This is a genomic window from Falsiruegeria litorea R37, assembly GCF_900172225.1.
Lineage (GTDB): Bacteria > Pseudomonadota > Alphaproteobacteria > Rhodobacterales > Rhodobacteraceae > Falsiruegeria > Falsiruegeria litorea.
Genome location: NZ_FWFO01000007.1, coordinates 1 through 14412 on the forward strand (window position 1 = coordinate 1; position 14412 = coordinate 14412).

Annotated in this window: 12 protein-coding genes and 1 pseudogene; 10 read left to right on the plus strand and 3 right to left on the minus strand. The window is 55.2% G+C overall.

Features of this window, described 5'->3' with window-relative positions; all coding sequences use genetic code 11:
- Positions 1-121: pseudogene (locus TRL7639_RS23515) on the minus strand (sulfopyruvate decarboxylase subunit alpha); the annotation flags it as partial.
- A 217-nt stretch (positions 122-338) separates the two neighbouring features.
- On the opposite strand from TRL7639_RS23515, the gene TRL7639_RS21315 reads away from it, so the two are divergent.
- From TRL7639_RS21315 to TRL7639_RS22935, 10 genes are all read left to right on the plus strand, one after another.
- Positions 339-1289, plus strand: a complete 951-nt coding sequence (locus tag TRL7639_RS21315; protein ID WP_085797933.1) for a formylglycine-generating enzyme family protein — start codon at positions 339-341, stop codon at positions 1287-1289.
- 464 nt (positions 1290-1753) lie between these two features.
- A complete protein-coding gene (locus TRL7639_RS21320) occupies positions 1754-3016 on the plus strand; it encodes a DUF4856 domain-containing protein (protein WP_085797934.1) in 1263 nt (420 codons plus the stop codon).
- 60 nt (positions 3017-3076) lie between these two features.
- Positions 3077-4045, plus strand: a complete 969-nt coding sequence (locus TRL7639_RS21325) for a sterol desaturase family protein (RefSeq protein ID WP_085797935.1) — start codon at positions 3077-3079, stop codon at positions 4043-4045.
- A gap of 421 nt (positions 4046-4466) precedes the next feature.
- Complete coding sequence (locus tag TRL7639_RS21330) at positions 4467-4772, plus strand: hypothetical protein (protein ID WP_133057689.1); 306 nt, start codon at positions 4467-4469, stop codon at positions 4770-4772.
- A 77-nt stretch (positions 4773-4849) separates the two neighbouring features.
- Positions 4850-6751, plus strand: a complete 1902-nt coding sequence (locus TRL7639_RS21335) for a RiPP maturation radical SAM C-methyltransferase (protein WP_085797937.1) — start codon at positions 4850-4852, stop codon at positions 6749-6751.
- Between the two features lie 8 nt (positions 6752-6759).
- Positions 6760-8079, plus strand: coding sequence for a cytochrome P450 (locus tag TRL7639_RS21340; protein ID WP_085797938.1), 1320 nt, complete (start codon positions 6760-6762; stop codon positions 8077-8079).
- Positions 8080-8432: 353 nt separating this feature from the next.
- On the plus strand, positions 8433-9260 hold the full coding sequence (locus TRL7639_RS21345) for a cytochrome P450 (RefSeq protein ID WP_165759873.1): 828 nt from the start codon (positions 8433-8435) through the stop codon (positions 9258-9260).
- Positions 9253-10473: a CaiB/BaiF CoA transferase family protein gene (locus TRL7639_RS21350; protein ID WP_165759874.1), complete on the plus strand. Its 1221-nt coding sequence runs from the start codon at positions 9253-9255 to the stop codon at positions 10471-10473. The genes TRL7639_RS21345 and TRL7639_RS21350 overlap by 8 nt, the downstream gene beginning before the upstream one ends.
- Positions 10470-11534: a CoA transferase gene (locus tag TRL7639_RS21355; RefSeq protein ID WP_085797940.1), complete on the plus strand. Its 1065-nt coding sequence runs from the start codon at positions 10470-10472 to the stop codon at positions 11532-11534. Before TRL7639_RS21350 ends, TRL7639_RS21355 begins: the two co-directional genes overlap by 4 nt.
- 470 nt (positions 11535-12004) lie before the next feature.
- Positions 12005-12664 carry a hypothetical protein gene (locus TRL7639_RS22935; RefSeq protein WP_165759875.1) on the plus strand — a complete coding sequence of 220 codons (660 nt, stop codon included), beginning with the start codon at positions 12005-12007 and terminating at the stop codon, positions 12662-12664.
- Positions 12665-12871: 207 nt separating this feature from the next.
- On the opposite strand, the gene TRL7639_RS21365 is transcribed toward TRL7639_RS22935, so the two are convergent.
- Both TRL7639_RS21365 and TRL7639_RS21370 read right to left on the minus strand, forming a co-directional pair.
- Positions 12872-13555, minus strand: coding sequence for a GntR family transcriptional regulator (locus TRL7639_RS21365; RefSeq protein WP_085797942.1), 684 nt, complete (start codon positions 13553-13555; stop codon positions 12872-12874).
- A gap of 40 nt (positions 13556-13595) precedes the next feature.
- Complete coding sequence (locus TRL7639_RS21370; RefSeq protein ID WP_085797943.1) at positions 13596-14351, minus strand: maleate cis-trans isomerase family protein; 756 nt, start codon at positions 14349-14351, stop codon at positions 13596-13598.
- Positions 14352-14412 lie beyond the last annotated feature (61 nt).

Sequence of the window (14412 nt, forward strand, 5' to 3'; positions counted from 1 at the left end):
GGATCTCGGGCCGTTTGTCGACCTCCTCGATCACTCCGGCCAGTTGTTTGCAGGGAACGGTCGTCACAAACTCGATCCCGTTGGCTATCAGATCATCCGCGATCCGGGCGTCAATACTCATCGGCGGCCTTCCGTCATTGTGTGCGTTGGCTATCCATTTCGCAAGCTGACATTAAATGCAAAGCAATTGTTGTTGAGTATTAGTAAAGCATAGCTTTAGTGATGATTGGGCTGAACCTTGAGCGATGATGCCTATACGCATGTTGTTCTTGGTATGATGCATTCAATCCCGGGGAAACGGGCTGGACCGAGGCGGCCTGCGCAAGTAGGGGTTTTGTATGGCTCAAGAGACTACAAAGACGGGGTGCTGTCCGCCTGTGACCGAACAGCGAAGAGCCCTCAAGGCGTCGCCCCTGAAGATCCAAGGGGCTTTGCGTGTCGAAGATGCGGTGTCGATCCCCGGTGGGTCCGCGTTGGTCGGTACAAACAGACCGGTCATCCGCGATGATGGTGAAGATCCGCTGCGCAAGGCCAAAGTCAAACCGTTCCGCATGGCGACGACGACAGTCACTAACGCGCAATTCTTGGCTTTTGTCGAAGCGACGGGTTATGTGACTGAAGCAGAGCGAATTGGCTGGTCGTTTGTGTTTTGGTCTCAATTGCCGGATGGGGTGGGTCCGAAACAGGCTGTTCCTGGTGCAGAATGGTGGCGGCGCGAGGATGGCGCAAACTGGCGTGACATCAACGGCCCAGGTACGCAAAAAGACGCCTGGCTACCGGACCACCCGGTTGTGCAAGTGTCCTGGAACGATGCTCAGGCGTATGCTGCCTGGGTAGGGGGGAGGCTTCCGACCGAAATCGAATGGGAGCACGCCGCGCGGGGCGGATTAGGTGAAGTGATGTTTCCCTGGGGCGACCAAGAGCCTGACGACGCAGACTTTATGCCCTGCAATATCTGGCAGGGGCAGTTTCCAAAGTCCAATACTGGGGCCGACGGGTATCTGGCGACCGCACCTGCCCGAAGTTTTGAGCCGAATGGGTACGGGCTTTACAATGTGGTGGGCAATGTATGGGAATGGACGTCCGAGCCGTTCCGCATCAAGTCGCTGAAAAAGCATGTTCGGCAACGTTTGGCTGGGATGAAGGGCTACAAACTCTCTAAGGGAGGGTCCTATTTGTGTCACAGGTCGTATTGTTATCGCTATCGAGTCGCTGCGCGGTCTGGCACATCTCCGGATAGTGCAACAACTCATCATGGGTTTCGCATCGTTTGGCCCGACGAAGACTGACCGTTGCGAGCCTTGAAAGCGTGTTCAGGTCTCAGCGACAGCCTGTCACAAGGCGTCGCTCAGCAAAATGGTTCTCTGATCTGATTCCGTCACAGGTGTCGTATCGCGCCCTGTTCAAGTGAACAGCCGTACGGTTTATCCTCTGATCCGACTGCAATATTCGGAAAGTGGTGCGGTGATCGTTTGCTATGCAAAAGTTCATCTTGGATAGGGCCGTAGGGCACGGGGTTGCTGTAACTATCGAAAATATGGGTAAAAAATCCATGCTCTGCGCGGGGCACGTCACCGGGTCTTGCTTTCCGGGTGCCTGTCCGCAGAGGGGCCCCAAAGGGGTTTTGTGATGGGAGACGGAAAATTTAAGACCAGCCAAGCGATTTCAGGCTTGACCGCGTGCGATAAATTTAGTGTTTCAGTCAGAAATTATTTCTTGAGTATTTTGCTCAAGCTTAAGCGAAGGACTGATCATGCCCCGCGCATCATTGAAATTCACCTCAGCTCTTGTAGCGGCAACCTTGCTTTCTGGTGCAGCCGCAACAGCTGACACATACGGCCCGTTTCCGATCACAGTTAAGGGGTATGAGGGCGACAAAACCAACTCGGTTGCATATTCCGGTCAGATCGCACGCCACGTGCTGCATGACAGCCTGAAGAAACTGGCAAGCAAGGGTGACGGCGGCGCAAACGCGGCCGAGGTTGAAGCTGCACTGCTGTCCTACTTCAATGGTGCCGAAGGTGATCTGGAGATCATCGCCCCCACGTCCAAGGGTGACTTCAAGATTCAGCAGGCCACTGTGAACGAGATTTCCAAAGGCAAGAACATCTCGGGCAAGTTCTATGACGGTGCGATGGCCTACAATCAGGCGGTCGACAACTATCTGGACGAAAAACTGGAAGCAGACACAAAGCCCAACAGCAAGCCTTACAAAGATGGCGCGCCCTACACCGGCAAAGAGCACGTCTGGGACGAGGCGTTCGGTTACTTCGTTGCCGCAGCGCACAGCCTGGGCCTGAGCGCCGAAGACAACTATAACATTGCCAAGAAGAAGGACCTGGCAATTGCAGATGCCAATGGCGACGGTGTTGTTGATCTGAAAACCGAATTTGTCTTTGGTCCGGCTTACTACGCAGCCGGTGCCGACAAGTCGGGCAAAACCACCTATATGACCGACATCATGACCGCCTTCATCGAAGGCCGTAAGCTGATCAGCTCGGCGCAGGGCGAAGACCTGACCGACGAGCAGCGCGCGCAGTTGAAAGCCTATGCCGCGACCATCGAAGCAAACTGGGAAAAGGTTCTGGCGGAAGCCACGTTCAAATATGCCGGTTCGGTCTACAAAGATATCAAGAAGATCGGCGACGCGGTCAACGAAGAGGAGCGCGCCAAGGCGTACCGCGCTTACGTCAAACACTGGGGCGAGCTGAAGGGCTTTGCGATGGCGCTGCAGAGCGGCAAGAACAATCTGGGCCGGACTGCCGTGCACCTGAACCGTCTGATCGGTTACGGTCCGGTGACCATGGATGAGACCATCGTCTCTGGCATCGATGCGGACGGCAACTTTGTGCGTGACCGCAAACTGTCGTGGAGCAGTTACCAGCTGAACATGCTGCGCGTGCAAGAGTTGCTGTTGGGCACCTTCGGCATCGAAGCCCGTGCCAATGACGCAACAGCAGAACTCGCCAGTCTGGTTGATAGCCTGAACACCGACGGCGGCGCAGAAACCGACTGATATTGATCACGGGGTGGTCCGGTTCCTCTAGGCCGCCCCCACAACACGACAAGGCCCGGTTTGGAATATCTGGACCAAATAGGCACGATCTTTTCTGACTTCATCAATCCCAAGAAGCGGATTTTTGTTGGCTATCTCGTCTTGTCCATTCTGATCGCGTTGGCATTTTTGGTGGTAATCCGAAGGTCTTCGACCAAAGGCGCGGTCGGCACCATCTTTGACCGCAGAGTCCTGTTTTCGCGATCTGCCATTGCCGATTACAAAATCTTTGTGATCAACCAGGTGATTACGATGCTGGTGTCACCGCTGCTGCTGACGCAAATTGCCATCGCGACGGCGGTCTTCTTCTTTTTGCACCGGTTTGAATTCATCACATCCGGGCAGTTTGAAAACACAAGTGCGCCCCTAGTTGTCGCACTTTTTTCTGTGACCCTGTTTGTGGTCGACGACTTGACCAAATATCTGCTTCACCGATGGATGCATCGGTTCCCAATTTTGTGGAGCATCCACAAAGTGCATCATTCCGCAACCACCATGACGCCGATCACGGTCTATCGGGTCCACCCATTTGAAGCTGTGCTTTACGCCAGTCGCGGGGCGCTGGCGCAAGGCCCCGTTGTGGCGCTGTTTCTATTTCTGTTCGGATCTACGGTTTCGCTGGCGACAGTGGTTGGGGTGAATGTGTTGGTGTTTGTCTTTCATGTCACCGGCGCTAACCTGCGGCATTCACATATCCAGATTGGGTATTGGCGGTGGCTGGAGTTCTTCTTGATTTCGCCGGCGCAACATCAGATTCACCATTCGGTGGCCAAACGTCACCATGACCGAAATTTCGGCGCGGCTTTGGCGATTTGGGACTGGATGTTTGGCACCTTGCATCTGTCGCAGAAAGAACCCTTAACTTTTGGGTTAGGGGGCAAAGAAGGCACGGAAAGCGAGATCAGTTCACTGTATTGCCAGCCTGTTTTGGACATTGTTCGGATCTCGAAGCGATACCTGTTGGCGCCGTTCCAGCGCGGACGCCCGTAACTTCGCCCTGGATGTGAAGGTGCCACGGGAACCGTTCTTGTCGCCTGGGTTGGGGACAGGACCTGTGTGTTCTTGGTAAGCTGGCCACAAGCTCAGCCCCACAGACTTGACGGGTTTGGGCATAACCCGCTTTGTGTCTGAGGTCAGTGCGTGTGGTGGCGCCATGATGCTCCTTTTCCTGATTGTATCGGGGATCGTTGTTTGACGCCCCAAGAACAGCATGCGACCCCATTATGGGATCGCCAATTGGGTCCTGACCCCAAGACGAACCGGAGTGCTTTGAAATCAGTTCCGATTTTCCTGCACACAATCCACGCTTGAAAAATTTCCAAAAACGTGGTTCCTTTGTTCTGCATTACAGCAACTGTGAAGGCGCTTATTTTTATGCCTTCAAAACAATTTCGAACAATAGGAGTTTATGATGAACAAGGGAAAAGACGTCGTTATTTCACCAAAGGAAATGGAATCCCTGGCCGCCAAACTGGAGAGCTTTTCCAAAGAGTTAAGCCCGGATGAACAGACCATGCTTTCTGCCATGGTTGTACTGGCCGGACGTCAACTTGCCGGCATGGGGGCAGAGCGCGTGCAGATCAATCGTGATGCAGAGCGACTCGGTGGTTTGCAAGCAGGATTCGCGAACTCCTTTTCGCGGTTTGCACCTGATGCCTTCCCGGAACCGGTTGGTGGGGCAGCTGTTGTGGCCCCCGGAACCGTGTGCATCGAATAGATCAGGCACACGACCAATTGGCCTGGGCACCCCGCCTGGGCCTTTACACTGTAACTTAGACACACCCGGAGCATGCTATGGACGACGCCATGGCTGTGCGCGATGGATTTTTGGCGACTGGCCTTGATGGGCTGAGCGTTGCTGTCATCTGTGCGCCCTTTTTCAATGTGGATTGCCCTTCGATGCAGATCGGTCTGATGGCGGCTGTCGCCACGCAGGCAGGAGCACGGGCACGAACCTACCACCTCAACGTGGACCTGGCTCAGCGCATCGGTCTCGATCGATACAAGGTCTTGTGCGAGCATCGTGGACGGATGACCGGAGAATGGCTGTTTTCCAAGCTCGCGTTCGGCGCGCAAGTGGCACAAGAAGAAACCCGTTTTTTTGACGCGTTCCCCGATGAAATCGATGCGTTGTGCGACAAGTTGAATTGTGATCGGGCTTGGTTGTCAGAGTTGCGCAACGATATCTTGCCCAAATTCATCGATGATTGCGTGGCGGGCGAAGACTGGGCGCAATTTGATGTAATCGGGTTTTCCTCGACCTTTCAGCAAAACGTTGCGTCGCTGGCGCTTGCCCGACGATTGAAGGAAGCATCGCCGCATTTGCGTATCGTATTTGGCGGCGCGAATTTTGAAGGAGAGATGGGGCACGCCTTGATGGATGCCTTTGATTATGTTGACTATACAGTCGCAGGCGAGGGTGAAAAGGCGTTCCCGGCATTGCTCGAGCGGATTGCCATGGGTACCTCGGCCCAGGGTGTTCCAGGTGTGATCGCTCGTGAAGATGGCGTGGTTTATGCGACGCCACCGGCGACACGGCAGGTGGACCTCGCGTCCAACCCGATCCCCGATTACCGCGAATTCTTCGAGCGGCTCGAAATTACGGGATTGGCGCAGGATGAGCGCTTGGGACGTCTATTGCCTGTTGAGGGTTCACGTGGGTGTTGGTGGGGTGAAAAACACCACTGTACGTTCTGTGGATTGAATGGAACCGGGATGGCCTTTCGGTCCAAACCCGCTGACGTCTTCCTGGACGAACTTGATCTTTATGCTCAGCGGTACCGCATCACTTCTTTCGAAGGTGTCGATAACATTTTGGACATGAAGTATCTGTCGGGTCTTTTTGGCGTCATCGAAGAGAGGAACCTCGACTATACGTTCTTTTTCGAAGTCAAAGCCAATTTGCGGCGGGAACAACTGCGCGCGCTGAAACGCGGCGGCGTGCGTTGGCTACAACCAGGCATCGAAAGTTTAAGTAGCCATGTTTTGCAGTTAATGGACAAGGGCTGCACCATGTTGCAAAATCTGCGCTTTTTGAAATGGGCGCGTTATTACCGGATCAAAGTCGGCTGGAATTTGATTTGGGGCTTTCCAGGAGAAACCGAAGCCGACTACTTACGCCAACTTGAGGTTGCGAAGTTAATTACCCATCTGGAACCACCAAGCGGATGTGGTCCAATCTGGCTTGAACGATTTTCCCCGTATTTCACCAAACGCGACCAATTCCCTGTTAGCAACATTCGCGCCGAAGCGAGCTATGCGCATGTTTATCCAGATTTCGTAAACATCGATCAGATCGCATATTTTTTCGATTATGACATGTCAGACACGGCCGGGACTGAGCACCCGGACATTGCCGAGTGGATTACCGAATGGCAACAGCGCTGGAACACAGACCGACCGGACACGCTGTCGTACCGGAAAATTGCTGACGGCATCTTGATCGACGATGACCGTGGGGTGGACACACGTGGCACGCACAGTTTCCAAGGCGCCCTGGCCGATCTCTACCTCTACTGTTCGGACACGTATCGTTCGACCAGCCAAGCGGTCCAGCATGTCAATGAGCAAGGCGCATACTCTTATGGCGAAGACGAAGTTCGCGGCGCCCTGGACGAGTTTTGTCGGCGAGGTCTGATGGTATCAGAGGACGACGTCTATCTGTCGTTGGCTGTTCCGGCGAACACCAACCTGTAGGAGCGGTCGTGAAACAAGAGAAAAGCGATGTCCAAGACGTAGGCCCCGAGACAGAGTTTGGGGTGCGGGCGCGCGCGTTGTTTCGCGACATGACGCTCTCGGCTCAAAAGATCACGCGTGCGACCGACTATGATGCTTTTCTAGATGATCCTTACGGTGCGTATTCCAAATTGCGGGCCACAAATCCCGCCTATTGGAGCCCTGGGAGAAATGCCTGGTTGGTGACAAGCTATGAGGACATCACCGACATCGAGCGATCGTCCGCAATCTCGTTTTCCGAACGATGTCAAAGCCGGTTCGCTCTCTTGTCTCAACGGCGTCGCGCTCTGATCCCTACGGTCTGTCAATACCTGCCTCGACATCTGGGTCATCTCGATGCCGATGATCACAGTCAACTCAGGCCGCTTATCGATGTTGCTCTCTCGCCAAGTCGGGTGCGCAGGTTCGAACCCATGATCCGTCGCATCGTCGCGGCGCAGATTGATGCGCTCAGCTCTCGTAGCGAATTGGATCTAGTAGAAGACCTTTTTGTACCGCTGCCCCTGTCGATTATGATCGACGTTTTGGGTCTGGATGCGGCGGACGCACCACAGCTGGACGCTTGGAGCCGCCGCATTCTGGGGCCTTTCGATTTCGAGGCTGCGCCCGATGTGGTCCTCTGCGAGAAAGAGGCTGCCACTGCAGGGATGGCGTCCAAGTTTCGCGAGGCGTTGAAGACGCAAAAGGCCGATGGAGTGCTTTGGGCCCTCGGGAATGCGGCAGCAGAAGCAAACATACCCGAAGACGATGCCATCTGCATCGCCATTCAAATACTGACGGGGGCTTATGAAAGCCTCCGGCATGCTGTGGCCTTAGGGCTTCATGCCGCGCTCGGCAATCCCGCATGGACGGCCGCAAACACCCAAGGCGACGGCGCATTGAGTGACGCTGCCATTGATGAGCTGCTTCGGTTCGATTCCGTGGTTCAACGGGTCACACGCACGGCCAGTCAGACGATCGAATGTCAAAGCGCGGTAATTGCCCGGAATGAGCGGATCTTTCTGGTGACAGGTGCAGGAAACCGTGACCCGGCGTGTTTCAACGCTCCGGACACTTTGTCCACTAATCGTCCCCCTCAACCTCATTTGGCTTTTGGCATCGGGCGGCACTATTGTCCGGGCGCGCGCTTGGCACGCATGGTGATGCGGATTGTGTTGTCGCGCCTTTTGGCTGCAGATCCGCCTTTTGTTATCGACCCAAATGACGCGATCTTTCTGCGCTCTGAAGCCAATCGGGGTGTACAGGCCTGGCCGGTCAGGGGGCGGGTAGCGCGGCAAGGTGGTCTATGACTTCCACGACACTCCAATCCGTGACCGCAGGTTCAGGTAATAGATCGCCGAAAACAGTGACGATCACCAATCCCGAAGATGCAGCGCGCGTTCTTCGGGACCCAAGGTTTTCGACAGCTGCGCGAGCTCAGGGATTGTTCGAAAAGACCCCAAACGGTTGGACAGCGTACCCCTATCTAAGCGCATTTACCAAAGCCAGATTGGGATTGTTGGACGGTGAAGATCACGATCAACTGCGACGCACCCTTGCGCCAGTGTTTTCGGCCGTTTGCATCAACAAGCTGCGTCCCAGAATTGCAGCTGTCGTGCTTCAGCGACTTAAACACTTGCAAAAGAGGTGCGCGTTTGACGGTTTGCAGGATCTGGCGATACCGGTGTCGGCAAATCTGTTGTGCGACCTTTTGAACATTCCTTCTGATGCCTGGCCCAGGATAGAGGCCTGCATCGAGGATCAAAGTCGGTTCTATATTGGTGATGTCGGTTTCGAAACCAATGAAGCAGTCGCCAGAAAGGCCGAGACAAGCGCATCCGATTTCGCCGCAGAGTTTTCCACTTGGGGCAGGGGGCCAATCGAGGATGGGCGTGGCGCCTTGTTGCGCGAATTGCAAGCGCTCGGGCGCTATCAAAGCGATCGAAACCAGATTGAGCTCGCCGGTGTTTGCCTGAATGTGATCACGGCAGGACATTGGCCGATGATCTCGGCGATCACGGCTGTGTTGCATGTTCTTTTGTCATCCCCCGATTGTCAGGCTTTGCAAGCAGCAGAACGAATTTCGGACCCAAATCTTATCGACGAAGCGCTGCGCTGCGCGACCCCAGCACGAACCGTTGGCAGGATCGCAACCTGTGCCGCTCGATTGGGATCAGAACCTATCGCTGCAGGTGATTTGACAATCGTGTCTCTGGCAGCGCTCAACGCAGATCCAGTTCGATTTCCCAATCCTGATCTGCTGAATCCGACGCGAAGACACATCAATCACGCAAGTTTTGGATTGGGGATGCACTACTGCCTTGGCGCACGACTGGCGCGAGTAATTTTGCAGGAAGTCATCGCTGGACTATGCGATCTGCATCCCTATCTGAGCCTTGCTGCCGACGCTCAGGAACTGCCGACCACAGGCGGGCTCTGTTTGGTGTCCAGATTACCCCTTGTATCAGAACGGGGGACCCACGGTGAGTGAGCGAAACGATTTGCCCCTGGATGGTGTTCGCGTAATTGACCTGAGCAGTACGATTGCCGGGCCTGCTGCCACACGCCACATGTCGGATTTTGGCGCACAGGTCATCAAGATCGAAACGCGTCGCCGCCCCGATATTGCCCGCCGTGCGCCACCACAGAGGCACGCGCCGGATCCGCTTGATCAAAGCGGGTACTTCTCTGCCTACAATGCAGGAAAGCTGTCGCTGTCTCTGGATCTCGCAAGACCGGGCGCGCATGATGTATTGCGCCGACTGGTTGAAAAGTCCGACGTATTGGTCGAGGCTTTCCGCCCCGGCGTCATGGAGGGTCTGGGGCTGCCTCCGGCAGTGATCCAAGGTTGGAACCCAAATCTGATACTTGCCCGACACAGTCTGCAAGGTCAGACCGGACCACGATCTGGCCTGCGTGGTTTCGGACATCTTGCTGCCGCGGCGACCGGATGGTTCGACGTGACCGGTCCAAGCGACGGCCCGCCTGTTGGTCCGTTTTCTGCGTATACGGATTTTTTGGCCTGGCCTGTTCTGTTGACTGCTATCCTTGTCGCGCTTGAAGAGCGCGAGATCACCGGATGCGGGTCACTGATCGATCATGCCCATGTGGACACTTCGGCGTATTTCGCGGCACCAGAGCTGTTGGCTGCGCAACGAGGTAAAGAGCCTGTACGAGACGGGTGCCATGATCTTGGGAGGTGTCCCAACAACGTTTACCCATGCTCTGGCCAGGATGAATGGTGTGCCATCACTGTTGCTTCCGACCGGGAATGGCTGCTTTTGATCGCAGCGTTGGGTTTGGAAGAGAAAGCAGAGTTACCCATATCCGCCGGGGTGGCTGCTCGTAAGAAGAAGGAGGCCCAGATAGACGCCGCGATAGCAGCGCGCACATGCACGATGACATGTGACGCATTGCAGACCTTGCTTGTCGATATCGGAATTGCGGCCGTCCGCGTCTATCGGGCCCAAGATCTTTTCGATGATCCCCAACTTGCTGCGCGCGGTGTTTTCAGACAACTGGATCACCCTGGTCATGGTCGACACGCCGTGCTTGGCCATAGCTTTCGGTTCGACCGGCTCGATGCCGGGCCTCATCGTGCCTTTCCCACACTTGGCGCAGACAGCGACAACATCTGTCGGGATATTCTTGGCATGGATGAAGACGAGTTGGCAGATCTTCACGACACTGGTGTTCTGTCATGACAGGGAGTTTGAAAAGCCCGCGCGCACCGCTCGAGCATTTGATCGTGTACGAAGACGCGGGCGACACAGGTGCGCTGGCGGGCCGGATTTTGGCCGATCTTGGGGCACGGGTCATCAAACGCAACAGGTATGAACACGAGACTTGTGATGACGGGCTTGCCCTGTACCGCGAAGTCTTTGATGCGGGAAAAGAGATTCTTGACCCCAACGCAACCTTCCCTGCATGCGACAAGGTTGATGTCGTCATTTGTGACACGGAGCCGAGGACCCCGTTTCGCCCGGATGTAATTCAATTGTCGATCACGCCTTGGGGAAAGGACGGTCCTTGGGCTGATCGGGCCGCCAGTGATCTTATCCTGATTGCAGCAAGTGGTTACCTGGCATTGACCGGGTCACCGATTGGACCGCCGGTCAAACCTGCCGTGCCGCTTGCCAGCGCACGCTTTGCTTCTTTGCACGGGGTGGCAGCCCTGATGTTGGCCTTGCGCCGCCGTCGTCTGACCGGACAGGGCAGTAAAATCGATCTGTCCATTCGGGACGCAGCTCTTTGGATGCTTGTTAACACCTATCAGTTCTGGGATTTGGCCAAATTCAACCCCACCCGGCGCGGAGCAGCCTACGCCATAGGCGATATGCGATTGGCCATGCCGCTATTGTTCGAGTGTCAGGATGGCGCGGTCGTCTGGTTACCAATGGCGGGGCGCGATGCGCGGGGGGCTGCCGCTCTGTTGCAGCGAATGGCACAGGCGGGTGCAATCCCCCCGGATCAGGCCGATCGTGATTGGGCGCGATTTGAGATCCGCTCTGAGGGTGAACTGTACGCCTTCCTCGAGCCGTTCAAGAGATATTTTCGCACGCAGAACATGCATACGCTTTACGACAACGCGGTCGTGGACGGCACATTGCTGGCACCTGTTCAAAATTTTCGTCAGGTTCTGGAAGACGAACAACTTGCGGCGCGCGGAATTTGGGGGCCACCCAACGACAAAAGAGAGCGGTTGCCAGTTCGCCCGGTTTCCATTTCAGGAGTGCGCTGGCGTCGGGATGGAACGACGCAATGACCACCTGTGAAGATCTTGTCGCGGCAGCCCGTTCTCTGTCCAAAAACCAAGATGCCTTAAGGAAGCTTGTTGCCGGTGGTCCTTGCACCGGAATTGCGAATTTCCTGCCGCTTGAAAAAGCAGGTCTTCTCAGACGTGGGCAAACTTCGGGATACTTTTTGTCTGGTGCTGCAACGTATCTTGATGAAGCCGCTGTGCTGAAAATTCTGTGGGATCTCATTGAACATGGCCGTGTCGGCAATGAGCATGTCGATCAATCCGCTTGGGTACTTTCGGCGATTTCGCGTCAGCTCTGTGCGCACATTGGCCCAACAGATTCAAACACCAGACGATTGACGCAATTGTTGCAAAAGGTGCAACGCTCTGTGCCTCTCAATTCACTGGCCGCCGTTGACTATGGCTTGGGTGCACCCATTGACCTGCGCAGAGGTGGAAACTGCGTTTTGCATGCGCATGTTCTCGGCCACTTGGTGAGCAGTGCCTTCCCGGACGCATCGGTGTCTTGCATTTTGGCTGATGACGGTTTGCACTTTGCTGTAAGGGCGGTTTTGGATGACGCGGTTTACCTGCTCGATACCACGGCTCTTGTTCCGGATCGGGCTCTTGTTGTGCCCCCACTGGGTGATGGTCCTTCGGCGGCCAAGGCGTATGAAAGTGCCGGGCGTGTCCCGACCGCATTGGTTCTGCTGCACAGGTGTGCGGCGGAAAATGTGGTAATGTCTGGATTCTATGCCGGTGTGGGCAAAGTGCGAGAGCGACACTATCGCTTTGATCTAAGTGCCCCGCCCACGGATCCACGCCCTTACTTACGCGACGGGGACTACGTGAGGGCTGTGGTCAAGGCAGATGGATTGCTTGTCAACCGCGTGTATAGCGAAGAGTTTGGGTTTCTCAGTTGGTACAAGCCCCTGCAAAAGGGCGCGCGTCTTGTCGCGCCGACTGACCCGCGAACACGCGAAACGGTTGCGTTAGAAAAGGATGACAGCGCTTTTTGCGCCTTCCTGCGTGCAGCAAATCTTGGGTGTGAAGACTTGGACGCTCAGGCCATTCGCGCAGTCGATTGGATCAATGAAAACTGCGGCCGTGCCCGCATACCGCCAATACGGCAGACCTGGGGTCAGGGTTCATAACCAATAGCTGCAAGTGCGGCAAGGGCGATGGCAGATAGGAACACTTTTGGACACCTATCATATCGAGTTGGGGCGCTGTGACTTCGGAAAGAAGGGTTCCAGACGCGCTATCTGCGTGTCGGTCAGCCAAAAGGGATCGCTTATATTACCGCTGTGTTTTCGAAGCCGTGAAGCACGCGACGCCACAAAAGCCAATGCATCCTGACCCTAGATATCTTTCCCGAAAACGAACTCTTCAATACGCTGGAACCCATATCCGATATGGAGCCGCTGTACGTAGCCAACGGCTTGGATATCTTTGCGTTCCAAAGCAATCAACAAGTCTGACGTTTCTTCGACGAGTGCATCGTAAGCTTCGGAACCTACTTTGCGTTCCATTCGGTGCCAGACGCTTGACGCCTGATAATATACCTGATTCCAGAATTCGCACAGCAGGGAGTTTCCGATCAAGGACTTGATCAAAGACTGAAGTCGTCGATTGAGCTTAACGTACTCTTGCGCATTCGGTTCTTCGCGCAACAAAAGTGCCATCTCGTGAATCGACTGTGCTTCTTCACAATGACTGGCCTCGATAGACACCGGTGACATTTCCCCAATCAACGTCGCCAGCTTCATCCGCATCTCATACACATGCCGGATGCGATCGTCCGAGAGCGCTATGACAATTGTTCCAACACCATTGCGAGTTTCCACCAAACCGAGGTGGCCTATGCGTGCGATAGCATCTCTTACGGGGGTTCTGCTAACGCCGAACTCTTTGGCCAGCGCGGCTTCTTTCAGCTGGTCACCGGGGCGGTAATACGCAAAGCAGATTCGCTCCAGAATACGATCTTGGATCTGATCAACGGTCGTTTTGCTGGACGAATCAAAGCGCGTTTCAACGATGGTCAAGTTTGTTTGCCCCCCCGGTTTGCTGATTCTGGCTGCGCGCTCAGTTCTCTTTCAATAGCCTGCCGTATCCTGAAATCCTATCATTTACGCCCGCCTTGCGCAGCACATCCCAGGCCATTGCCTGATTCGAGCATATGACGGGTTTTCCAAGAGCCCTTTCGATGCGTTCAACAACCTCAATTGACCGCAACGCGCCACAGCTGATGAACACAGCCTGCGCCTCTTCGGAATCTACTAAATGGGCCAGTCTCTCGATCGCATCGGGTCGCACGCGGATCATGTCGCTGTCGCGCTCCAGATTAAGCCCTCGTATCTCGGTCACTTCGAACCCGCGGTCTTCGAGATACTGTTTCTCTTGCAGGTTCACCTCGTCCAGATAGGGCGTGCAAACCGCGATCTTTTTTACGTCTAATGCATTCAACGCATTGATAACGGCTGTAATCAGCGACGTAGCAACCGCATTGGGCGCGCCTTTGCGCAGTTCCTGAAACACCCTGTCTTCGCCCAACACCAGACTGCCTGATGTGCAGGCATAGCTGACGACGTCGAGGCTACCGTCGGGCAGCAAGGTAGAGGACGCCCGCGCCAGGTCCAGGCCCACAGCTGTCAGGCTCTCGACGGTGATGCTGTCGGGAATGGCCACACGTGCGAAATGCGCACCCACGCCGTCGGGCATCAGACGCATCATGTCGTCTTCGATTGTCTGCTCGGTGGCCAGCAGCACAAAACCGATTTTGGCCCGGCTATGGCGACCGTCATCGAATAGGTTCTGCGCTTCAAATTCGACAGGCTGCATGCATCTTTCTCCCATTTATGCGGAAACCCGGGTTTTGAATCAATTATTGACATGCAGCTGT